Consider the following 21341-nt stretch of genomic DNA (forward strand, 5'->3'; position numbering starts at 1 on the left):
GTAGCCGGACGGGGCGCAAGCGGAGCGGAAAGCAAAACCCCCGGTTTTGGCCGGGGGTTCTGGGTGTTACTCGTCGAGGAAGGAGCGCAGGTGCTCGCTTCGCGTCGGGTGGCGCAGCTTGCGCAGCGCCTTGGCTTCGATCTGACGAATCCGCTCGCGGGTGACATCGAACTGCTTGCCGACTTCCTCGAGGGTATGGTCGGTGTTCATGTCGATGCCGAAGCGCATGCGCAGGACCTTGGCTTCACGGGCAGTGAGGCCGGCCAGGACTTCGCGGGTCGCTTCCTTGAGGCTTTCGACCGTGGCCACGTCGATCGGGGACTGCATGGTGCTGTCCTCGATGAAGTCGCCCAGGTGCGAATCTTCGTCGTCGCCGATCGGGGTTTCCATGGAGATCGGTTCTTTGGCGATCTTCAATACCTTGCGGATCTTGTCCTCGGGCATTTCCATGCGCTCGCCCAGCTCTTCCGGAGTGGGCTCGCGACCCATTTCCTGCAGCATCTGACGGGAGATGCGGTTGAGCTTGTTGATCGTCTCGATCATGTGCACCGGAATACGGATGGTGCGTGCCTGGTCGGCAATGGAACGAGTGATCGCCTGGCGAATCCACCAGGTGGCGTAGGTCGAGAACTTGTAGCCGCGACGGTATTCGAACTTGTCCACCGCCTTCATCAGGCCGATGTTGCCTTCCTGGATCAGGTCGAGGAACTGCAGGCCGCGGTTGGTGTACTTCTTGGCGATCGAGATCACCAGACGCAGGTTCGCTTCAACCATCTCTTTCTTCGCGCGGCGGGCCTTGGCCTCGCCGATCGACATGCGACGGTTGATGTCCTTGATTTCGGCCAGGGTCAGGTCGCATTCAGCCTGCAGGGCAGAGAGCTTCTGCTGGCAGCGCTGGATGTCACCTTGCAGGTTGCCGATGGCTTCTGCGTACTTGGCTTTGCCCTTGGCCAGTTGCTCGGCCCAGGTTTCGTCGATTTCATTGCCGGGGAACAGGCGCAGGAAGTCGGCGCGCGGCATGCGGGCATCACGCACGCACAGCTGCATGATGGCGCGTTCCTGGGCACGCAGGCGGTCCAGGGCGTCACGGACGCGGGCCACCAGCGCATCGTACTGCTTGGGCACCAGCTTGATCGGCATGAACAGATCGGCCAGTTCCTGCAGCTCGGCGGTGGCTTGCTTGCTGCCACGACCGTGCTTCTTCAGGGCTTTCTTGGCCTTTTCCATCTGCTCGGAGACGGCGGTGAAGCGACGCAGGGCTTCCTCGGGATCCGGGCCGCCATCGCCTTCTTCTTCCTCGTCGCTGCTGTCTTCGTCTTCGTCTTCGTCGTCGCTGTCATCGGCAGCGGCGCCTTCCTTGACCGGGACCGGGGCGGCCGCTTCGGCCGGCACGCTGCCGTCGTCCGGGTCGATGTAGCCGCTCAGGACTTCGACCAGGCGGCCACCTTCGGTGGTGACGCGGTTGTACTCGGCGAGGATGCTGTCGACGGTGCCAGGGAAGTGGGCAACGGCGCCCATGACTTCACGGATGCCTTCCTCGATGCGCTTGGCGATTTCGATCTCGCCTTCGCGGGTCAGCAGTTCCACGGTACCCATTTCACGCATGTACATGCGCACCGGGTCGGTGGTACGGCCGATATCGGTCTCAACGGCCGCGAGCGCGGCAGCGGCTTCTTCAGCGGCTGCTTCGTCGGTGTCGGCTTCGGCCAACAACAGGGCGTCCGCATCCGGAGCACTCTCGAATACGTTGATCCCCATGTCGTTGATCATGCGGATGATGTCTTCCACCTGTTCCGGATCGGAAATATCCTCCGGCAGGTGGTCATTGACCTCCGCGTAAGTCAGGTAACCCTGCTCACGACCACGGCTGATCAATTCTTTCAAACGAGATTGCTGTTGCGCTTTTCCGGACATAACACCCTATCCACTGAAGGTCTTGGCGGGCTAAAAACAAGCCGAGGATTATACCTTAGTTTGGCGATCAGGCGCCAGTTGGGGTCTTGCTGCTCGGGGAAGGGGGGAGGCTGTAGTGCTCTCGGAGCAAGGCCTTTTCCTCGGGAGTAAGCTCGCTGGGGCTTTTCTGCATGATGCTGCGTAGAGCCTTTTCGCGCCGCCTGTGCGATTGGCTGTGTGCAAGTGTAGTTATGGTGTCGAAAAACTGCTGTTCAAGGTTGTCATGGCTGATCAGCCATTCTTTTTCGGCCAGTGCGCGCAGCAGGCGGCCCTGTTCGGTGCCGTGCCAACGGGCGATCAGTTGCAACGAGCGCAACTTGGGGTTTTTCTGCAGGGCGCCGAGCAGTGCAACCAGCAGCTGGGCGTAGGTGTCGTCCTCGGCGGCGAAATGGCTCACCTCTTCGACATGCTGGGCCAGCTCCGGGTGGTGCAGCAGCGTGCGCAGTGCGCTCAGGTGCGGCGATTCGACGCTGACGGCAACCCGCGGCGCGCGCGGCCGGTCGCCATCGCGCCCCTGTTTGTTCCATTTGCCGTCTTTCTTCCAGTTCCCCTTGCCTTTGCCCTGGCCTTTGTTGCTGCGCTCGAAGCCCACATCGGCGTGCGGCTGTTCGTAGTGCTCGTAGCTGGGCGCGCTGTCGTAATAGGCGCTGTCGGGAATGTCCGGGTAATCCGGGTAGTCGCCTGCCGGCGCAGGCGGGGGCGCGCTGTTCGGCTGGCTGGCGCTGCGCGGCGGTGCCATCTGGGTCAGGGCTTCGCCGCTGAGGCCGGTGATCTCGGTCAGGCGCTGGCGCATGAGGGCGCGCAGGTTGTTGCCCGGGATTTTGTCGATCAGCGGGGCGGCCAGGGTCACCAGGTGGGCCTTGCCTTCCAGTGAGCGGGGATCGGCTTCCTCGCTGAGTTGCTGGAAGAAGTAGTCGGCCAGCGGCTGGGCGTGTTGGGTGATGCGGGCGCGGAAGGCGTCGGTGCCTTCGCTGCGCACCAGGGTGTCCGGGTCTTCGCCGTCGGGCAGGAACAGAAAGCGGGCGCGGCGGCCGTCCTGCAGGCTGGGCAGGGTCGATTCCAGGGCGCGCCAGGCGGCATTGCGCCCGGCAGCGTCGCCGTCGAAGCAGAACAGCACGCTGGGCACGATACGGAACAGGCGCTTGAGGTGTTCTTCGCTGGTGGCGGTGCCCAGGGTCGCCACGGCATTGCGCAGGCCGAGCTGGGCCAGGGCGATGACGTCCATGTAGCCCTCGACGACCATGATTTCGTCGAGATCGCGGTTGTTCTTGCGCGCTTCGTAGAGGCCGTAGAGTTCCTGGCCCTTGTGGAAGACCGGGGTTTCCGGGGAGTTCAGGTACTTCGGTTTGTCATCGCCCAGTACGCGGCCGCCGAAGGCGATGATCCGCCCGCGGCTGTCGCGGATCGGGAACATCACCCGGTCACGGAAGCGGTCGTAGCGCTTGCCGCTGTCGGCGTTCTCTACCAACAGGCCGGCGTCGATCATCGCCTTCTGCTGCAGGCTGTCGCTGGCCAGGTGCTTGAGCAGGTTGTCCCAGCCGGGTGGCGCGAAGCCGAGGCCGAAGTCGCGGGCGATTTCCCCGGACAGGCCGCGGCCTTTCAGGTAGTCCACGGCGGCCCGGCGCTGCGGATGGGTCTTCAGGGCCTGGCGATAGAACTCGGCGGCAGCATCCAGCAGGGCGTAGAGCGGGGAGTCTGTCGGCTGCCTGGGTTTGTTGCTGCGCCCGCCGCCTTCCTCGCGGGGCACGTCCATGCCGGCGCGTTTGGCCAGGTCCTCGACCGCCTGGGGGAAATCCAGTTGGTCGTGGTCCATGACGAACCCCAGGGCGTTGCCGCCGGCGCCGCAACCAAAGCAGTAGTAGAACTGCTTGTCCGGGCTGACGCTGAACGAGGGGGTCTTTTCCTTATGGAAAGGGCAGCAGGCGGTGTAGTTCTTGCCGGCTTTTTTCAGCTGTATGCGCGAGCTGACCACATCGACGATGTCGGTGCGGTTGAGCAAGTCATCGATGAAGGATTGCGGAATCAGGCCGGCCATAGGCGCTCAGAATACTGCGGTGCGTGGTGGCTGGACAGGGTGCGCTGAAACAAAAAAACTCCGGACATTCACCTGGCGGCGAAGCGGAGTATTTGACGCTATGCCCGGCTTGAGCCGGGCACGGCATACTGCGAAGCGGTCGTGCGTGACGCGGTCAGTACGTATTAGTACAGACGAACGCTGCGGCGCTGTTCGCGCTGAACTTTCTTGGCGTGACGCTTAACAGCGGCAGCTGCTTTGCGCTTACGCTCGGCAGTCGGCTTTTCGTAGAATTCGCGGCTGCGAACTTCAGCCAGAACACCGGCTTTTTCACAGGAGCGCTTGAAACGACGCAGAGCTACGTCGAAGGGTTCGTTCTCTTTAACTTTGACGGCTGGCATCCAGGGCGTACCTTCTTTATTACCGGGGGTAACGTACTCCTGGCAAATGGCACTGGAGGACGTAGGTTTTTAAGGGTTGCGGATGTTACCGCCTCATCGCCCGGAATGCAAAGCCTCTGATCGAAAAGCGCTGGCCGGGGGCAGGCGGGCCCCATTATTATGCGCGCCTTCTTGATCATGCGCCCTCAAACAAGGCATTTCCCGATGTTGGTACTGGGTTTGGAAACCTCCTGCGACGAGACCGGCGTCGCGCTCTACGACAGCGAGCGCGGCCTGCTGGCCGACGCCCTGTTCAGCCAGATCGACCTGCACCGCATCTATGGCGGCGTGGTGCCGGAGCTGGCCTCGCGCGACCACGTCAAACGCATGCTGCCGTTGATCCGCCAGGTGCTGACCGAGGCCGACTGTGTGCCCAGCGACATCGATGCCATCGCCTACACCGCAGGGCCCGGCCTGGTCGGTGCGCTGCTGGTTGGTGCATCCTGCGCCCAGGCCCTGGCGTTTGCCTGGGATATTCCCGCGCTGGGTGTCCACCATATGGAAGGCCACCTGCTGGCACCGATGCTCGAAGAGCAGCCGCCGCAGTTTCCGTTCGTCGCCTTGCTGGTTTCCGGGGGGCATACCCAGCTGGTTCGTGTCGACGGCATTGGCCAGTACCAGTTGCTCGGCGAGTCGCTGGACGACGCCGCCGGCGAGGCCTTCGACAAGACGGCCAAGCTGATGGGGCTGCCGTACCCGGGCGGTCCGGAAATCGCCCGTCTGGCCGAGCAGGGCACGCCGGGGCGTTTTACCTTTCCACGTCCGATGACCGATCGCCCTGGACTGGATTTCAGCTTCAGCGGCCTGAAGACCTTCACCCTCAATACCTGGCAGCAATGCCGCGATGCCGGTGACGACGGTGAGCAGACCCGTTGTGACGTGGCCCTGGCCTTCCAGCAGGCTGTGGTCGAGACCCTGACCATCAAGTGCCGCCGTGCGCTCAAGCAGACCGGCCTGAACAACCTGGTGATTGCCGGCGGCGTCAGCGCCAACAAGGCGCTGCGCCAGTCCTTGGAAAGCATGCTGGGGCAGATGAACGGTCAGGTGTTCTACGCGCGTCCGGCGTTCTGCACCGACAACGGTGCGATGATTGCCTATGCCGGGTGCCAGCGTCTCAAGGCCGGGCAGCAGGAAGGCCTGAGCATCGCCGTGCAGGCCCGTTGGCCCATGGAGCAGTTGCCTGCGATCTGAGGGGCAGCGCATGAGCGCCGCTCAGGTTCAGCGTTTAGAAATGCCGCTCACGGCCGGCGAAAAGATCGCGTAGATTGCCCCGGTGCCGCCATACGATGAGTCCGGTCAGCACACTCATCGGTAGCAGGGCGCCTGGTTCTTGCCAGGCCAGCAGCGGCAGGGTGAGCGGGGTGGCGATCAGCGAGGCGAGGGAGCTGGTACGGGTCAGCACGAACGTCAGGACCCAGGCGCAGACCGCGAGCAGGGCGGCGGGTGGATAAAGCCCGAGCAGCATGCCGGCGGCGGTGGCGACGCCTTTGCCGCCATGAAAGCGGAAATACAGGGGATACAGATGGCCGACCACCGCTGCCAGGCCGATCCAGGCTTGTTGTTGCACGGTGAAGCCAAGCAGGTAGGCTGCCAGGACAGGCAACAGGCCTTTGCACAGATCGCCGATCAGCGTGAGAATCGCCAGGCGTTTGCCGGCGACGCGCAGCATGTTGGTGGCGCCGGGGTTGCCTGAGCCGCTGGCGCGTGGGTCCGGTCCGCCGGCCAGACGGCTGAGCAGAATGGCGAAGGACAACGAGCCGAGCAGGTAGGCGAGGATCGCCAGCAGCCAAAACATGGTATCCATTCCGGGGCGGAGGTCGCTCCGATTCTAACTAGGTGCGGCGCGGTTGTCGTGCCACGGAGAGCGTGCTTGGACACAGTCTTTATCGAGGGCCTGGAAGTCGATACGGTGATCGGCGCCTACGACTGGGAGCGCACCATTCGCCAGTGCCTGCGCCTGGACCTGTCGCTGGGCTGGGACAATCGCCCTGCCGCGGCGGGCGACGACCTGAGCAAGGCGCTCGACTACGCCTCGGTTTCCGCGCGCATCCAGGCGTTCGCCGGCGAGGCGCAGTTCATCCTCGTGGAAACCTTCGCCGAGCGCCTGGCCGAGGTGCTGATGAGCGAATTCCAGATTCCCTGGGTGCGTATCCGGCTGACCAAGCCCGGTGCCGTGCCCGCGGCCCTTGGCGGTGTCGGTGTGGAGATCGAGCGCGGATGTCGCTGACTCCTGTCTACCTCGGGCTCGGCAGCAATATCGAGCGCGAAACCCATCTGCAGGCCGGCCTGGAAGCACTGGCGACGATTCTGCGTGACATGCGCTGCTCGCCGGTGTTCGAAAGCCAGCCGGTCGGCATCAAGAGTGGCCCGTTCTTCAATCTGGTGGTGGCCGGCATGACCGACATGCCGCTGCGCGAGCTGGATCGCCGGTTGAAGTTCATCGAGGCGGACAACGGCCGCTATGCCCCGGACCGCAAGGGCCTGCCGCTGGACATCGATGTGCTGCTGTTCGGTGAGCAGGTCGGCAACTTCGATGGCCTGATCCTGCCCCGAGCGGAAATCCTCAAGAACGCCTTCGTGCTCTGGCCGCTGTCGCTGCTGGCGCCCGAGCGCGTGCATCCTGAAGCCGGCAAGCCCTTCGCCACGCTGTGGGCCGAGGCGCAGATCGCCCAGCAATTGCAACCTGTTGCCTTCCAGTGGCGCGGTGCCGAGCTGACGCCAGCCGAGTTGCTCGGCCCGGCAGCGTCGCCCCGTTAACCCTCAGCCTGCTTCCTGGTCGGCCTTGTAGCGTTTGAGCGCTGCCAGACGTTCGCGGTCGAGGGCTTTGCCCAGCTCCTGCCCCTGGAATCCCTGTTCCAGCAGTGGCTTGACCGCCACCGCGCGAACGGCGGCCATGGCGCCCCGCAGGTACGCGGCCTGCGGATAATCACTTTGCTCCAGGCCTTCCCGGCCGCGGGCGTCCATTTCGCACACGGCGATGAACTCCTCGAAGCGCTGGGGGCGACGGAACACGTCGAAGCGCTGCAGCAGTTCCAGCAGCGTATTGGGCCTCAGTTCCAGGGCGCGGTGACCGTGGGTGTGATACTCGCCCGCAAGCAGCGCCAGCTCCTGGCAATCCCGGGGTGCCTTGCAGCGTTCGTTGACCGCCTGGATGAGCGCCAGTCCACGGGTTTCATGGGCGATATGCCGCGGCCACTCTTCAGGGGGTGTCAGGCCCTTTCCCACATCGTGCAGCAGGCAGGCCCAGCGTACGCTCAGCGGTTGCTGGTGGTCCGCGCACTGCTGCAGCACGCCGAGGGTGTGCACGCCGGTGTCGATCTCGGGGTGGTGGTGCTCGGGCTGCGGGACGCCGAACAGGGCATCGACCTCCGGCAGGATGACTGCCAGCGCCCCGCAGTCGCGCAGCACCTGGATGAACACATCCGGGCGGGGCTCCATGAGCGCACGGGATATTTCCTTCCAGCAACGTTCTGCGGTCAAGGCGCTCAGCTCGCCACTGGCGCTGAGCTGGCGCATCAGGTCCAGCGTCTCGTCGGCGACGGTAAAGCCGAGCGGTGCGTAGCGCGCGGCGAAGCGGGCCACGCGCAGCACGCGCAGCGGGTCTTCGGCAAAGGCCGGGGACACGTGGCGGAGCAGGCGGTTTTCCAGGTCCTGGCGGCCGCCATAGGGGTCGACCAGGTTGCCGTGGTCGTCCTCGGCGATGGCGTTCACCGTCAGGTCGCGGCGGATCAGGTCGTCTTCCAGGGTCACGTCCGGGCTGGCGTAGAAGGTGAAGCCGCCGTAGCCGCGTCCGCTTTTTCGCTCGGTGCGTGCCAGCGCGTATTCTTCGCCGGTTTTCGGGTGCAGAAACACCGGAAAGTCGGCGCCCACCGGGCGAAAGCCCTGCGCCAGCATGTCTTCGGCGCTGGCGCCCACCACGACCCAGTCGACTTCCGTCACGGGTCTGTCCAACAGGCGATCGCGTACCGCGCCGCCCACCTTGTAAATCTTCATGCGTACCTCCGTTGCCGCAAAGGATAACGGTTGTCCGGCGCTCAGGGAAAAGGCGTGTGCGGCGCCGCCAGGGCGAACGGGTAGCTCGGCCCTGGCATGCTGGCGGTAGGGGTCAGATAGGCGGGATGATCAGGTCCAGGCGAGGGTAGTCACCGTCCGGTTCGCTGTCGCCCTTGGGCGGAACGTGCTGGGTGCTGATCAGTTGTTCGCCCTGCAGGGTTTCCAGGTGGATATCGAAGCCCCACAGGCGGTGCAGGTGTTTCAGTACTTCTTCGGTGGAGCCGCCCAGTGGCTTGCGATCGTGCTGCTGGTGGCGCAGCGTCAATGAGCGGTCGCCCCGGCGGTCGATGCTCCAGATCTGCACGTTGGGTTCACGGTTGCCCAGGTTGTACTGCGCGGCCAGCAGCTCGCGGATGGTGCGGTAGCCCGGCTCGTCGTGGATGGCCGGCACCACCAGTTCGTCCTTCTGGTCGTCGTCGAGAATGCTGAACAGCTTGAGGTCGCGGATCACCTGGGGCGACAGGTACTGCAGGATGAAACTCTCGTCCTTGAAGCTCTTCATGGCGAACTTGATGGTGGACAGCCAGTCGCTGCCGGCGATGTCAGGGAACCAGCGGCGGTCCTCCTCGGTGGGGTTTTCGCAGATGCGCCGGATGTCCCGGTACATGGCGAAGCCCAGGGTGTAGGGGTTGATGCCGCTGTAGTACGGGCTGTCGAACGGCGGCTGATACACCACGCTGGTGTGCGACTGGAGAAACTCCATCATGAAGCCGTCGGTCACCAGGCCTTCGTCGTACAGGTCGTTCATCAGGGTGTAGTGCCAGAACGTCGCCCAGCCCTCGTTCATCACCTGGGTCTGGCGCTGCGGGTAGAAGTACTGGGCGATCTTGCGCACGATGCGGATGATCTCGCGCTGCCAGGGTTCCAGCAGTGGCGCGTGTTTCTCCAGAAAGTACAGGATGTTTTCCTGGGGCTCGGCGGGGAAGCGCTTGTTATCGGCATCGCCGCCCTTGCTGGCACCCTTGGGAATGGTGCGCCAGAGGTCGTTGATCTGCCGCTGCAGGTGTTCCTCGCGCTCCTTCTGGCGCCGGCGTTCTTCTTCTGCCGAGATCGGGTAAGGGCGCTTGTAGCGGTCGACCCCATAGTTCATCAGGGCGTGGCAGGAATCGAGCAGATCTTCCACGGCGTCGATGCCGTGGCGCTCCTCGCATTGCATGATGTACTGCTTGGCGAATACCAGGTAATCGATGATCGAGCTGGCGTCGGTCCAGGTGCGGAACAGGTAGTTGCCCTTGAAGAAGCTGTTGTGGCCATAGCAGGCGTGGGCGATGACCAGCGCCTGCATGCAGATGGTGTTCTCTTCCATCAGGTAGGCGATGCACGGATCGGAGTTGATCACGATCTCGTAGGCCAGGCCCATCTGTCCGCGCTTGTAGTTCTTTTCCGTGCTGAGGAAGTGCTTGCCGTAGGACCAGTGGTGATAACCCAGGGGCATGCCCACCGAGGCATAGGCGTCCATCATCTGCTCGGCGGTGATGACCTCGATCTGGTTCGGGTAGGTGTCCAGCGCGTAGCGCTCGGCGAGGCGGCTGATTTCCTTGTCGTAGGAACGGATCAGGTCGAAGGTCCACTCCGAACCGGTGGAGATCGGCTGGCGTTTCCTGTCGCGCGATGCACTTTCATGGGAAGTCATGTCACGAGCCTCCGCTGGAACAGTTCGCGGAACACCGGGTAGATATCGCCGGCCGACACCAGTTGCTGCTGGGCGAAGGTGTCGGAAAACGCCTCGGCCACCTGTTCGTACTCGAACCACAGGGCCTGGTGTTCGCGCGGGGTGATCTCGACGTAGGTGAAGTACTGCACGAACGGCATGATCTGATTGATCAATATATCCCTGCACACGGGGGAGTCATCGTTCCAGTTGTCGCCATCCGACGCCTGGGCGGCATAGATATTCCACTCGTTGATCGGGTAACGCTCGGCCATGATCTCCTGCATCATTTTCAGGGCGCTGGAGACGATGGTGCCGCCGGTTTCCCGGGAGTAGAAGAACTCCTCCTCGTCCACTTCCCGGGCGCTGGTGTGGTGGCGGATGAATACCACTTCGATCTTGTCGTAGTTCCGCTTGAGGAACAGGTACAGCAGGATGAAGAAGCGCTTGGCGATGTCCTTGGTGGCCTGGGTCATTGAGCCGGACACGTCCATCAGGCAGAACATCACCGCCTTGGAGCTGGGATTCGGTTGTTTGACCAGCAGGTTGTACTTGAGGTCGAAGGTGTCGAGGAACGGCACGCGGTTGATGCGTGCGTGCAGCCGGCTGATTTCTGCTTCCAGCGCCTGAATGTCGCCGAAGTTGTCCGGTTCTTCGCGCTTCAGCCGCTCCAGTTCGGCCTGGGCGGCCTTGAGCTTGGCGCGGCTGCTGCCGGACAGGGCGATGCGCCGGGCATGGGCCGAGCGCAGGGTGCGGATGATGTTGATGCGCGACGGGTTGCCTTCGCTGCTGATGCCGGCGCGCACGGTCTTGAAGGTGTCGGCGCCGGTCAGGTGGCGTTTCACCAGGTTGGGCAGTTCCAGCTCCTCGAACATGAAATCGAGGAACTCTTCCTGGGTGATCTGGAACACGAACTCGTCCATGCCTTCGCCGGAGTTGCTCGCCTTGCCGGCGCCCTTGCCCGCGCCACCGCCCTGGGGCCGGGGAATGCGTTCGCCTGCGGTGAATTCCTTGTTGCCGGGGTGGACGATGGTCTGCTTGCCGCCACGGCCGTGGTGCAGCACCGGTTCGTCGATGTCGCGGCCGGGAATGCTGATCTGTTCGCCGTGTTCCATGTCGGTGATGGAACGGCGGCTGACCGCGTCTTCCACGGCCTTCTTGATGTGATCACGGTAACGCCGCAGGAAGCGCTGGCGATTCACCGTGCTCTTGTTCTTGCCGTTCAGACGCCGGTCGATCACATAGCTCATAGGCTCCTCCGGGGAACTGCAAGCTCAGGCCGCCCCGGCGCAGGGCGCAAGGGCGGCGTGGCGCTCAGCTGCCTGCGTTATTGAGACTTGCGGACCCGCAGGTACCACTCGGACAGCAGGCGCACCTGCTTCTCGGTGTAGCCGCGCTCGACCATGCGTTTGACGAAGTCGTTGTGCTTCTGCTGATCCTCCTTGCTGGCCTTGGCGTTGAAGCTGATGACGGGCAGCAGGTCCTCGGTGTTGGAGAACATTTTCTTCTCGATGACCACGCGCAGTTTTTCGTAGCTGAGCCAGGTCGGGTTCTTGCCATTGTTGTTGGCGCGTGCGCGCAACACGAAGTTGACGATCTCGTTGCGGAAGTCCTTGGGATTGCTGATGCCGGCGGGCTTCTCGATCTTTTCCAGCTCTTCGTTCAGCGCCACGCGGTTGAGGATTTCCCCGGTTTCCGGGTCCCGGTATTCCTGGTCCTGGATCCAGAAATCGGCGTACAGCACGTAGCGGTCGAAGATGTTCTGCCCGTATTCGCTGTAGGACTCCAGGTAGGCGGTCTGGATTTCCTTGCCGATGAACTCGATGTAGCGCGGCGCCAGGTATTCCTTGATGAAGCGCAGGTAGCGCTCGCGGATTTCCGCCGGGAACTGTTCCTGCTCGATCTGCTGTTCCAGCACATACAGCAGGTGCACCGGGTTGGCGGCGACCTCGTGGGGGTCGAAGTTGAACACCTTGGACAGGATCTTGAAGGCGAAGCGTGTGGACAGGCCGTTCATGCCTTCATCGACCCCCGCCGAGTCGCGGTATTCCTGGATCGACTTGGCCTTGGGATCGGTGTCTTTGAGGTTTTCGCCGTCGTAGACCCGCATTTTCGAATAGATGTTGGAGTTTTCCGGTTCCTTCAGGCGCGACAACACCGAGAACTGGGCGAGCATCTTCAGGGTGTCCGGCGCGCAGTGGGCCTTGGACAGCGAACTGTTGATCAGCAACTTGTCGTAGATCTTCACCTCATCGGTCACGCGCAGGCAGTACGGCACCTTGACGATGTAGATGCGGTCGATGAACGCCTCGTTGTTCTTGTTGTTGCGGAAGCTGTGCCATTCCGATTCGTTCGAGTGGGCCAGCAGGATGCCGCTGTAGGGAATGGCACCCAAACCTTCGGTGCTGTTGTAGTTGCCTTCCTGGGTGGCGGTGAGCAGCGGGTGCAGGACCTTGATAGGGGCCTTGAACATCTCGACGAATTCCATCAGGCCCTGGTTGGCCCGGCACAGCGCGCCCGAGTAGCTGTAGGCGTCGGCGTCGTTCTGCGGGAATTCTTCCAGCTTGCGGATATCCACCTTGCCGACCAGTGCGGAGATGTCCTGGTTGTTCTCGTCGCCCGGCTCGGTCTTGGCCACGGCGATCTGGTTGAGGATCGAGGGGTAGAGCTTGACCACCCGGAACTGGCTGATGTCACCGCCGAATTCGGCCAGGCGCTTGGTGGCCCAGGGCGACATGATGCTGTTCAGGTAGCGCTGCGGGATGCCGTATTCCTCCTCGAGGATGGCGCCGTCCTCGGCCACGTTGAACAGGCCGAGGGGCGATTCGAACACCGGCGAACCCTTGATGGCGTAGAAGGGTACTTTTTCCATCAGGTGCTTGAGCTTTTCCGCCAGGGAGGATTTGCCGCCCCCCACCGGGCCGAGGAGGTAGAGGATCTGCTTCTTCTCTTCCAGGCCCTGGGCCGCATGGCGGAAGTAGGAAACGATCTGGTCGATGCACTCTTCCATGCCATGGAAGTCGGCGAAGGCCGGGTAACGGCGAATGACCTTGTTGGAGAAGATCCGCGACAGGCGGGAGTTGGCCGAGGTGTCGAGCAGTTCCGGTTCGCCAATGGCCATCAGCAGGCGCTCGGCCGCCGAGGCATAGGCGCTGCGATCCTGTTTGCACAGTTCCAGGTACTCCTGCAGGGAGCACTCTTCCTGGCGTGTCGCCTCGAAACGTTGTTGGAAGTGACTGAAAATGCTCATGACTTCACCTCGCTCGATGCTGAGAGTCGGCTCGGGATCGGTCGGGCGGGTGCTGGGCAGCCCCGGTATGCAGCCACCGGGATGAGTCCCCCGAACACCTAAAGGTCGTTGCCGATGGCCCGAATGCCGGTTATCCGGCTCTACCGTGGTTTTGGATGGCCTGAGCTAAAGGATAGTTCGTTATCGGGAGGGTCAAGGCGGGATCAACGATAACTTGATGTTACCGCCGAACGGTAGAGAGCGGCAGGCCAGAGCTGGTGCGGCCTGCCGGGGGAGAAAATTTATTCGTCGCCGCCCTGGGCGGTTTCCTGGGGGTAGGTGGCGCGCCACAGCTCGAAACCGCCGTCCAGGCTGTAGACCTCGGTGAAGCCCTGGCCGACCAGGTACGCCGCTGCGCTCTGGCTGGAGTTGCCGTGGTAGCAGGAGACGATGAGCGGCGCATCGAGATCGGCCTTGGCGATGAAGTCCACCAGGGAGTGGTTGTCCAGGTGCTGGGAATTGGCGATATGGCCGAGTGCAAAGCTCTGCGGGTCGCGGATGTCGACGACCACGGCGCCCTGTTCACGCAGGGCCTGGGCCTGTTCCGGGGAAATGCGTTTGAACTCGCTCATGCGGGATCCTCGTTGCATTCGCAGCGGTGGCGTTCACCGCTGTCGACGTTCAGTAGTGTCATGGCGCCGCCCCACACGCAGCCGGTGTCGAGGGCGAACAGGCCGGGTTCTTCGCACTGGCCTTCCAGGGCCGCCCAGTGGCCGAAGATGATCTTCTGGCCGCGGGTCTTGCGCTGTTTGTGGCTGAACCAGGGCGCGTAGCCGGGTGGTGCGCTGCCCAGGCCTTCCTTGCTTTTCAGGTCAAGGGTGCCATCGGCCTTGCAGAAGCGCATGCGGGTGAAGTAGTTGGTGATGACCCGCAGCCGCGTGACGCCGGTCAGGTCCTTGTCCCACAGCGCCGGTTCATTACCGTACATGCCGTCGAGGAACAAGGGGAAGCGGGCGTCATCACGCAACGCTTCTTCGACTTCGGCCGCCCGGCGCAGGGCCTTGGAAATCGACCATTGCGGGGCGATGCCGGCGTGCACCAGGGCAATGTCGCGCTGTTCATCGTAATGCATGAGTTTCTGTCGGCGCAGCCAGTCGAGCAGGTCGGCCCGGTCCGGGGCGTCGAGGATCGGCTGCAGGGTGTCGGCTTTTTTCAGGCGTTCGATGTTGTGCGCGGCGGCGAGCAGGTGCAGGTCATGGTTGCCCAGCACGCAGGTCACGGCCTCGCGCATGCCATAGAGAAAACGCAGGGTGCCCAGCGAGTCCGGTCCACGGTTAACCAGGTCGCCGACCAGCCACAGGCGGTCACGGGCCGGGTCGAATTCAACGCGCTCCAGCAGGCATTGCAACGGTTTCAGGCAACCTTGCAGGTCGCCGACGGCATAGGTTGCCATCAGTGCAGGGAGCCCGGTACGGCGAGACGGAAGGGGGCGATCTCGGCCTCGAAGCGCTTACCGTCCTCGGCCAGCATCTGGTAACTGCCCTGCATGGTGCCCACGCGGCTGCTCAGCACTGTGCCGCTACTGTAGTTATGGCTCTGCCCGGCGGCGATCAAGGGCTGCTGGCCGACCACGCCGGCGCCGCGGACCTCTTGCACTCGGCCGTCACCGTCGGTGATCAGCCAGTGGCGCGACAGCAGTTTGGCCGGCAACTGGCCGTTATTGGCGATGGTCACGGTGTAGGCAAAGGCGAAGCGGTTCTGCTCCGGCTGCGACTGTTCCGGCAGGTAGCGGGTGGTGACGGTGACGTCGACCTGGTAACGAGGATCTGACATGCGCAAGCACTCGGTTAGCATTCGGCCAGTTTAGCTGGGCTCGTTCTGGACGGGCTGGTCCGCCAGCTGATCGGCCAGACGGACGAAGGCAGCCAGGTCCAGCTGTTCGGGGCGCAGGCTGCCATCTACGCCGGCGGCTTCGATGGCGCTGGCCGGCATCAGGGCCTTGAGCGTATTGCGCAGGGTCTTGCGGCGCTGGTTGAACGCCTCGCGCACCACGCGCTCGAGCAGGCGGTGATCCTTGGCCGGGTGCGGCAGGACCTCGTGCGGCACCAGGCGAACGATCGCCGAGTCGACCTTGGGTGGCGGGTTGAAGGCGCCAGGACCGACGTTGAACAGGTGCTCGACCCGACAGTGGTACTGCACCATGATCGACAGGCGACCCCAGTCGCCACCGCCAGGGCCGGCGGCCAACCGCTCGACCACTTCCTTCTGCAGCATGAAGTGCATGTCGCGGATCAGGGCGGCGTTGTCCAGCAGGTGGAAAATCAGCGGCGTGGAGATGTTGTAGGGCAGGTTGCCCACCACGCGCAGGCTGTGGGGCGCCGCTTCCAGCCGGTTGAAGTCGAACTTCAGGGCGTCGCCCTGGTTCAGGCGAAAGCGTGGCTCGCTACCGAACTTGGCCTGCAGGATGGGGATCAGGTCGAGGTCGAGCTCAATCACGTCGAGTTGCGCGCCGCTGCCCAGCAGCCCCTCGGTCAGGGCGCCCTGGCCCGGTCCGATTTCCAGGATGCGTTCGCCCTCGCGGGCATGGACCGCACGCAGGATGCGGTGGATCACGCCCGCGTCATGCAGGAAGTTCTGGCCGAAGCGCTTGCGCGCACGGTGCTGGTATTCGGACATAAGCGGCTCCACGCTTCAAGCCGCACGCTCAAAGCAAATAAAAGAGCGGCAGTTTAACAGTATTGTCACCCTAACCCGAGTGCCGGAGCGGCTTCCGGCAACGGGCAGGGCCTGCTGGGATCAGGTGCGGGCCTGGCTGGTGGCCATTTCGTAGGCCGTTTCCAGGGCGACCTGCAGGCTGCCGCAATCGATCTTGCCGCTGCCCGCCAGGTCCAGAGCGGTGCCGTGGTCCACCGAGGTGCGGATGATGGGCAGGCCCAAGGTCACGTTGACCGCGGCGCCAAAGCCTTTGTACTTGAGCACTGGCAGGCCCTGGTCGTGGTACATCGCCAGCACGGCGTCGCAGTGGTCGAGGTGCTTGGGAGTGAAGAGGGTGTCGGCGGGCAGCGGGCCGATCAGATCGATGCCCTCCGCTCGGAGCAGGTCCAGGGTCGGCTCGATGACGTCGATCTCCTCGTGGCCCAGGTGGCCGCCTTCACCGGCATGGGGGTTGAGCCCGCAGACGAGGATGCGCGGACGCTCCAGGCCAAACTTGTCGCGCAGGTCGTTGTGCAGAATGCGCGTGACCCGGGACAGGCGCTCCGCCGTGATGGCGGCGGCCACGTCTTTGAGGGGCAGGTGGGTGGTCACCAGCGCCACCCGCAGGCCACGGGTGGCGAGCATCATCACCACTTGTTCGGTGTGGGTCAGATCGGCGAGAAACTCGGTATGGCCGGAAAAGACGATGCCTGCGTCGTTGATCACGCCCTTGTGCACCGGCGCGGTGATCATGCCGGCGAAATCGCCGTCCAGGCAGCCTTGCCCGGCGCGAGTCAGCGTCTGCAGGACGTAGGCGGCGTTGGCCTGATTCAGCTCGCCCGGGGCCACCTTACCGGCAAGGGGGGTGTCCCACACGTACAGCTGACTTGGCTCTGCAGGCTTTTCCGGCCAGTCAGTCGGGTCGGTGGCGATCAGTTCGATAGCCAGGCCCAGTTGCTGGGCGCGTTCGGCCAGCAATGCCCGGCTGGCGACGGCGATGATCGTGTGCGGGTGGGCCTGTCGAGCCAGCAGCAGGCTCAGGTCAGGGCCGATACCAGCGGGCTCGCCGGGGGTCAGGGCGAAACGGAGGGGGGCGGTCATGGCAGCTGTTCTCACGGTTCAGGCGTTATAGCGTAGGCGTTAACGAAAAAGCCCGGCGCTGCAGGTGCAGGACGCCGGGCTTCGAAGTGCAGCCAAGAACGATCAGATCTTGGTTTCGACGTAGGCTTCGTCGCGGATCTGACGCAGCCAGGCCTGCAGTTCTTCATCGTACTTGCGGTTGCGCAGCAGGTTCATGGCCTGTTGCTCGCGGAACTGCACGCTGCTGTCGGTTGCACGGCGGCCCATGACCTGCAGGACGTGCCAGCCGAACGGGCTCTGGAAGGGCTTGGACACTTCACCGCTCGGGGTGTTGTTCATCACTTCGCGGAACTCGGGCACCAAGGCTTCCGGGTCGATCCAGCTCAGTGTGCCGCCGTTCAGTGCAGAGCCCGGGTCTTCCGAGAAGCTCTTCGCCAGCTCGGCAAAATCTTCGCCAGCCTGGATGCGGTCGTAGAGGCGCTCGGCCAGACGCTTGGTTTCGGCGTCGCTGCGAATTTCGCTCGGCTTGATCAGGATATGACGGACGTTGACCTCGTCACGTACCTGGGTACCGCCGCCGCGTTTTTCCAGCAGCTTCAGCATGATGAAGCCGCCAGGGGTGCGCATCGGCTCGGTCACCTGGCCCACTTCCAGGGCACTGATCATCGCGTCGAAGGGTGGTGGCAACTGGGCGGCCTTGCGCCAGCCCATCTCGCCGCCTTCCAGCGCGGTTTCACTGGCCGAACTGGTGATGGCCAGCTGGGCGAAGTCTGCACCTTGCTCCAACTGCTGGTAGATGTCCTGGGCCTGGCGGCCGGCGGTCTGGATGGCGTCCGGGGACGCGCCTTCCTGAACCGGGATGAGGATGTTGGCCAGGCGGAACTCTTCGGAGAGCTGCATCTTGCCCAGGTCAGAGGCGAGGAAGTTCTTCACTTCCTGATCGGTGACCTGGATACGCTCGGCGACGCGACGCTGGCGCACGCGGCTGATGATCATCTCGCGGCGCACCTGGTCGCGGGCTTCGACATAGGAAAGGCCGTCCTGGGCCAGTGCCGCGCGGAACTGCTCGATGCTCATGCCATTGCGCTGGGCAATGGTGCCGATGGCCTGGTTCAGCTCTTCATCGGTGATGCGAATGCCGGAGCGTTCGCCGATCTGCAGCTGGATGTTCTCGACGATCAGGCGTTCCAGCACCTGCTGGGTCAGCACGCCTTCAGGTGGCAGGGCAGCGCCCCGCTTGGCGATGGTCTGCTGGACTTCGCGCATGCGCGCGTCCAGCTGACTCTGCATGATCACATCACTGTCGACGATGGCCACGACGCGGTTGAGCGGTCGTACCTCGGCGTGTGCCAGGGTACCCAGGAACAGTGCGCCCAACAGCAGGGGGCGCACGCAATCAGAAAGCTTTGTCTTCACGTTCACGATAACCTTGAATGCCTTGGTCGAGGAAAGTCTCGACGTTGCTGCCTGTCACGCCGCCCAGGCCCTTGAGCACGATCTGCAGGAAGATACCGCGATCCGGCTCGTCGTTGCGCGATGGGTTGAGGCTGACTTCGTCGTAGTCGACCCAGTAGCGGTTGATCAGGCGCAGTTTCCAGCAGCAGCTGTCGTACTCGAAGCCACCGAAGGCTTCCAGAGTACGGTTGCGTGCGTAGTCATACTGCCAGCGGGAGACCACGCTCCACTGCGGCACGATTGGCCAGATGACCGAGAAGTCGTGCTGGCTGATCTTGTAGTAGTCCTTGATGTAGTTCGGGTTCTGCGAACCGTCAGCCAATGTCGGACTGCCGTAATCCGGGTTGGACGTCCAGGTACCGGTGTCCTGGTCGTAGCGGATGGTGTCGTTGCGGTAGCGATAACCGACGTTGACCACCTTGTTCGGGTTGTCTTCCGGCTGGTAGTGGAACATTGCGCTACCCGAACGGGTGCGGTGGGTATCCGGGTCCCAGTTGAATTCGGAGCTCAGGCGCCAGTCGCGGTTGAAGCGATACAGGTACTGCATCGCGTACGGCGACTGCGACGCCTGGGACTCCTCGCGAAGGCGGTAATCGATACCTGGCATCTGCACCTTGCGGTCTTCGAAATAGAAGGCCTGGCCGATGCTGAAGCGCTGGCGCTCGAAGCCGTTGGCTTCGAACCAGCGGTTGGTGATGCCCAGCGACAGGCGGTTCTCGTCACCGATGCGGTCCTTGCCCGAGAAGCGGTTTTCGCGGAACAGCGACGCGTAGTTGAACAGGCTCTCGCCGGTATCGAAGACCGGAATGTCTGTCTGGTCTTCCTCGGGCACATAGAGGTAGAACAGGCGCGGTTCCAGGGTCTGACGGTAGTTATTGCCGAACAGCTGTGTCTCGCGGTCGAAGTACAGGCCGCTGTCCAGGCTGAACATGCCGACGCTGCGGCTCTGGCTGCTGCTGTAGTCCTGCTCGGCGAGCAGCGTGGCTTTGCCCTGCTGGTCGAGGTCGAGATCGTAGTTGGTCTGCAGGTACTTGACCTTCGGCGTGACGAAGCCCCAGCTCCAGTTGAACGGCATGCTGACTGCCGGCTCCAGGTGCAGCCGGTCGCCGTTGGCGCGGTCCAGGCCCTGTACGCGGGTGTCGTACCAGGACTGTTCGACGATGCCGTCTTCATTGATGAAGTTGCCGTCACGCAGGTCGCGGTCGAAGCGGACCAGTTCGGTCTGGTAGCTGAAGTTCAGGCCGCCCGGCTGGAAGGGCAGGGCGCCGTCGAGGGTGATCTGCGGCAACCGGTTGTACGGAGTGATGTCGGTGATATTGGCCAGCTCGTACGCATGCGCATTCAAACGTGCGGTGTAGCTGTCGCCCCGGTAGGTCAGGGTACCGCGCTGGTCGACATAATCGGTGCCGCCAATACCCAGGTCGGTGCTCAGGTCCTGGAAGTAGTAGGGATCGCTGATGTCGGTGTAGTCGACCTCGGTCATCAGGCGCGAGTCCAGACCACCTTTGTGCTGCCAGCTGTACATCCAGCGCTGGTCCTTGTAATCGGACTGCAGCTTGCGGTCGTCGTTGCTGTCGTCGAGGTAGGCGGCGCCGAACTGGCCTTCGCTGCTCTTGGTCAGGTAACGGAATTCGCCTTCCATCAACAGGCCGCGGTCCGCCATGTAGGTCGGGTACAGCGTGGCGTCGTAGTTGGGCGCCAGGTTGAAGTAGTACGGCGTCTGCAGGGTGAAGCCGTTGTCGCTCGAGGAACCGATGCTGGGCGGCAGGAAGCCGGACTGGCGACGGTCGTCGATCGGGAAATAGATGTACGGGGTGTAGAACACCGGGAAATCTTTGACCCGCAGGGTCACGTTGGTCGCGGTACCGAAACCGGTTGCCGGGTTCAGGGTGACGTTGTTGCCCTTCAGGTGCCAGGCGTTGCTGCCCGGTTCGCACGTGGTGTAGGTGCCGTCTTTCAGGCGGATGATCGCGGTTTCTTCGCGCTTGGCGTAGAGCGCGCTGCCGCGCACGCGGCTGGTGTGCAGCACGTACTCGGCGTTGTCGACGCGGGCTTCACCGTTGTCCAGTTGCAGCTCGGCCTTGTCGCCCACCACCAGCATGCCCTGGTCGCGCAGGCGGACGTTGCCGATCAGCTCGCCGCGGTTTTCCGCTTGCAGCAGGTTGGCCTCGTCGGCCTCGACCTGCATGCCGGCCTGGCGCAGGACCACATCGCCGGCCAGCGTGGCGACCTGTTCTTCCTGCTGATAGCGCGACGCCTTGGCCGAAACGAACATCGGCGCTTCGCTCATCGGGGTCTTGTCGTTCATGCCCGGGCGCGTCGGCTCGACATAGGCACCGGCGCAATAGGGGCCGGTCTCGGCCAATTGGGCGGCGGTCAATTGCTCGCGCGGAACCCAGTCCAGATGGCTATAGTCGGCACTGCGCGAGGCCAGAGCCTTGCCACCGCTTTCGGTGACCAAGGTGGTTTTGGCAACCTTGCTCTCGCTGCTGCTGGCAGCAGTCGTACCGGCAGGGGAGCTGATGCTGGTGCCGCTGTGCACCGGGCGGGCTGGAAGCGCAGCACCGCTGGTCTTGGGCGCGCAGGCCCAACCCCCGGTGTCCGATGCCCGGCAGTCGAACTGCTCGGCTGCTACAGCGAATTGACCGGCGAGAGGCTGAAGGGCCAACAGGCCGCCAGTTACCAGAAGTGGGAATTTTTTACGAAACGCGGGGTATTTTACTGCCATCTTATTTTTCCGGGCTTCCTGCGCGCCATTGGCCCAGGGGCCGC

General features: G+C 63.4%; 18 protein-coding genes. 3 read left to right on the forward strand and 15 right to left on the reverse strand.

Going from position 1 to position 21341, the window contains the following annotated elements; translation table 11 throughout:
• Positions 1 to 66: 66 nt before the first annotated feature.
• The 3 genes from rpoD to rpsU all read right to left on the reverse strand — a co-directional run bounded on the left by rpoD (position 67) and on the right by rpsU (position 4368).
• Positions 67 to 1914, reverse strand: a complete 1848-nt coding sequence (gene rpoD / locus N5C28_RS09435) for an RNA polymerase sigma factor RpoD (RefSeq protein WP_279821828.1) — start codon at positions 1912 to 1914, stop codon at positions 67 to 69.
• A gap of 67 nt (positions 1915 to 1981) precedes the next feature.
• Positions 1982 to 3988: a DNA primase gene (dnaG, locus tag N5C28_RS09440; RefSeq protein ID WP_279821829.1), complete on the reverse strand. Its 2007-nt coding sequence runs from the start codon at positions 3986 to 3988 to the stop codon at positions 1982 to 1984.
• A gap of 164 nt (positions 3989 to 4152) precedes the next feature.
• Positions 4153 to 4368, reverse strand: a complete 216-nt coding sequence (rpsU, locus tag N5C28_RS09445) for a 30S ribosomal protein S21 (RefSeq protein ID WP_003290642.1) — start codon at positions 4366 to 4368, stop codon at positions 4153 to 4155.
• 204 nt (positions 4369 to 4572) lie between these two features.
• Between rpsU and tsaD the strand changes: the two genes are divergently transcribed.
• Positions 4573 to 5598: a tRNA (adenosine(37)-N6)-threonylcarbamoyltransferase complex transferase subunit TsaD gene (gene tsaD / locus N5C28_RS09450; protein WP_279821830.1), complete on the forward strand. Its 1026-nt coding sequence runs from the start codon at positions 4573 to 4575 to the stop codon at positions 5596 to 5598.
• 34 nt (positions 5599 to 5632) lie between these two features.
• Here the strand turns inward: tsaD and plsY are convergent, their stop codons facing one another.
• On the reverse strand, positions 5633 to 6202 hold the full coding sequence (gene plsY, locus N5C28_RS09455) for a glycerol-3-phosphate 1-O-acyltransferase PlsY (protein ID WP_279821831.1): 570 nt from the start codon (positions 6200 to 6202) through the stop codon (positions 5633 to 5635).
• A 75-nt stretch (positions 6203 to 6277) separates the two neighbouring features.
• Here plsY and folB point away from each other — a divergent pair, with 75 nt between their 5' ends.
• Entirely contained in the window at positions 6278 to 6634 is a 357-nt protein-coding gene (gene folB / locus N5C28_RS09460) for a dihydroneopterin aldolase (protein WP_279821832.1), read from the forward strand.
• Complete coding sequence (folK, locus tag N5C28_RS09465; RefSeq protein WP_279821833.1) at positions 6625 to 7164, forward strand: 2-amino-4-hydroxy-6-hydroxymethyldihydropteridine diphosphokinase; 540 nt, start codon at positions 6625 to 6627, stop codon at positions 7162 to 7164. The genes folB and folK overlap by 10 nt, the downstream gene beginning before the upstream one ends.
• 3 nt (positions 7165 to 7167) lie before the next feature.
• On the opposite strand, the gene N5C28_RS09470 is transcribed toward folK, so the two are convergent.
• The 11 genes from N5C28_RS09470 to N5C28_RS09520 form a co-directional block, all read right to left on the reverse strand.
• Positions 7168 to 8400: a multifunctional CCA addition/repair protein gene (locus tag N5C28_RS09470; protein ID WP_279821834.1), complete on the reverse strand. Its 1233-nt coding sequence runs from the start codon at positions 8398 to 8400 to the stop codon at positions 7168 to 7170.
• Between the two features lie 112 nt (positions 8401 to 8512).
• Entirely contained in the window at positions 8513 to 10093 is a 1581-nt protein-coding gene (locus tag N5C28_RS09475; protein WP_279821835.1) for a SpoVR family protein, read from the reverse strand.
• Entirely contained in the window at positions 10090 to 11361 is a 1272-nt protein-coding gene (locus N5C28_RS09480; RefSeq protein ID WP_279821836.1) for a YeaH/YhbH family protein, read from the reverse strand. Before N5C28_RS09480 ends, N5C28_RS09475 begins: the two co-directional genes overlap by 4 nt.
• Positions 11362 to 11438: 77 nt before the next feature.
• Positions 11439 to 13361: a PrkA family serine protein kinase gene (locus N5C28_RS09485; protein ID WP_279821837.1), complete on the reverse strand. Its 1923-nt coding sequence runs from the start codon at positions 13359 to 13361 to the stop codon at positions 11439 to 11441.
• A gap of 281 nt (positions 13362 to 13642) precedes the next feature.
• Positions 13643 to 13972, reverse strand: a complete 330-nt coding sequence (gene glpE / locus N5C28_RS09490; protein WP_279821838.1) for a thiosulfate sulfurtransferase GlpE — start codon at positions 13970 to 13972, stop codon at positions 13643 to 13645.
• The gene (locus N5C28_RS09495) at positions 13969 to 14793 is read right to left on the reverse strand and encodes a symmetrical bis(5'-nucleosyl)-tetraphosphatase (RefSeq protein ID WP_279821839.1); all 825 of its coding nucleotides are present in this window, start codon (positions 14791 to 14793) and stop codon (positions 13969 to 13971) included. Before N5C28_RS09495 ends, glpE begins: the two co-directional genes overlap by 4 nt.
• Positions 14793 to 15173, reverse strand: coding sequence for a Co2+/Mg2+ efflux protein ApaG (apaG, locus tag N5C28_RS09500; RefSeq protein ID WP_279821840.1), 381 nt, complete (start codon positions 15171 to 15173; stop codon positions 14793 to 14795). Before apaG ends, N5C28_RS09495 begins: the two co-directional genes overlap by 1 nt.
• 30 nt (positions 15174 to 15203) lie before the next feature.
• Positions 15204 to 16016, reverse strand: a complete 813-nt coding sequence (rsmA, locus tag N5C28_RS09505; RefSeq protein WP_279821841.1) for a 16S rRNA (adenine(1518)-N(6)/adenine(1519)-N(6))-dimethyltransferase RsmA — start codon at positions 16014 to 16016, stop codon at positions 15204 to 15206.
• A gap of 120 nt (positions 16017 to 16136) precedes the next feature.
• Positions 16137 to 17135 (reverse strand): 4-hydroxythreonine-4-phosphate dehydrogenase PdxA, encoded by a 999-nt coding sequence (gene pdxA / locus N5C28_RS09510; RefSeq protein WP_279821843.1) that lies wholly within the window; start codon positions 17133 to 17135, stop codon positions 16137 to 16139.
• A 102-nt stretch (positions 17136 to 17237) separates the two neighbouring features.
• Positions 17238 to 18530, reverse strand: coding sequence for a peptidylprolyl isomerase (locus N5C28_RS09515; RefSeq protein WP_279821844.1), 1293 nt, complete (start codon positions 18528 to 18530; stop codon positions 17238 to 17240).
• Complete coding sequence (locus tag N5C28_RS09520) at positions 18511 to 21297, reverse strand: LPS-assembly protein LptD (protein WP_279821845.1); 2787 nt, start codon at positions 21295 to 21297, stop codon at positions 18511 to 18513. Before N5C28_RS09520 ends, N5C28_RS09515 begins: the two co-directional genes overlap by 20 nt.
• Between the last annotated feature and the right edge of the window lie 44 nt (positions 21298 to 21341).

It is taken from the genome of Pseudomonas sp. GD03944, from assembly GCF_029839275.1.
In the GTDB taxonomy this organism is placed as follows: Bacteria; Pseudomonadota; Gammaproteobacteria; order Pseudomonadales; family Pseudomonadaceae; genus Aquipseudomonas.

Coding starts and splice junctions, on each gene's coding strand:
- tsaD (WP_279821830.1), top strand. CDS start 4,573: ATGTTGGTACTGGGTTTGGAAACCTCCTGCGACGAGACCGGCGTCGCG.
- N5C28_RS09480 (WP_279821836.1), bottom strand. CDS start 11,361: ATGAGCTATGTGATCGACCGGCGTCTGAACGGCAAGAACAAGAGCACG.
- apaG (WP_279821840.1), bottom strand. CDS start 15,173: ATGTCAGATCCTCGTTACCAGGTCGACGTCACCGTCACCACCCGCTAC.
- plsY (WP_279821831.1), bottom strand. CDS start 6,202: ATGTTTTGGCTGCTGGCGATCCTCGCCTACCTGCTCGGCTCGTTGTCC.
- N5C28_RS09485 (WP_279821837.1), bottom strand. CDS start 13,361: ATGAGCATTTTCAGTCACTTCCAACAACGTTTCGAGGCGACACGCCAG.
- rpsU (WP_003290642.1), bottom strand. CDS start 4,368: ATGCCAGCCGTCAAAGTTAAAGAGAACGAACCCTTCGACGTAGCTCTG.
- glpE (WP_279821838.1), bottom strand. CDS start 13,972: ATGAGCGAGTTCAAACGCATTTCCCCGGAACAGGCCCAGGCCCTGCGT.
- pdxA (WP_279821843.1), bottom strand. CDS start 17,135: ATGACCGCCCCCCTCCGTTTCGCCCTGACCCCCGGCGAGCCCGCTGGT.
- N5C28_RS09470 (WP_279821834.1), bottom strand. CDS start 8,400: ATGAAGATTTACAAGGTGGGCGGCGCGGTACGCGATCGCCTGTTGGAC.
- folK (WP_279821833.1), top strand. CDS start 6,625: ATGTCGCTGACTCCTGTCTACCTCGGGCTCGGCAGCAATATCGAGCGC.
- dnaG (WP_279821829.1), bottom strand. CDS start 3,988: ATGGCCGGCCTGATTCCGCAATCCTTCATCGATGACTTGCTCAACCGC.
- N5C28_RS09475 (WP_279821835.1), bottom strand. CDS start 10,093: ATGACTTCCCATGAAAGTGCATCGCGCGACAGGAAACGCCAGCCGATC.
- N5C28_RS09495 (WP_279821839.1), bottom strand. CDS start 14,793: ATGGCAACCTATGCCGTCGGCGACCTGCAAGGTTGCCTGAAACCGTTG.
- N5C28_RS09520 (WP_279821845.1), bottom strand. CDS start 21,297: ATGGCAGTAAAATACCCCGCGTTTCGTAAAAAATTCCCACTTCTGGTA.
- rpoD (WP_279821828.1), bottom strand. CDS start 1,914: ATGTCCGGAAAAGCGCAACAGCAATCTCGTTTGAAAGAATTGATCAGC.
- rsmA (WP_279821841.1), bottom strand. CDS start 16,016: ATGTCCGAATACCAGCACCGTGCGCGCAAGCGCTTCGGCCAGAACTTC.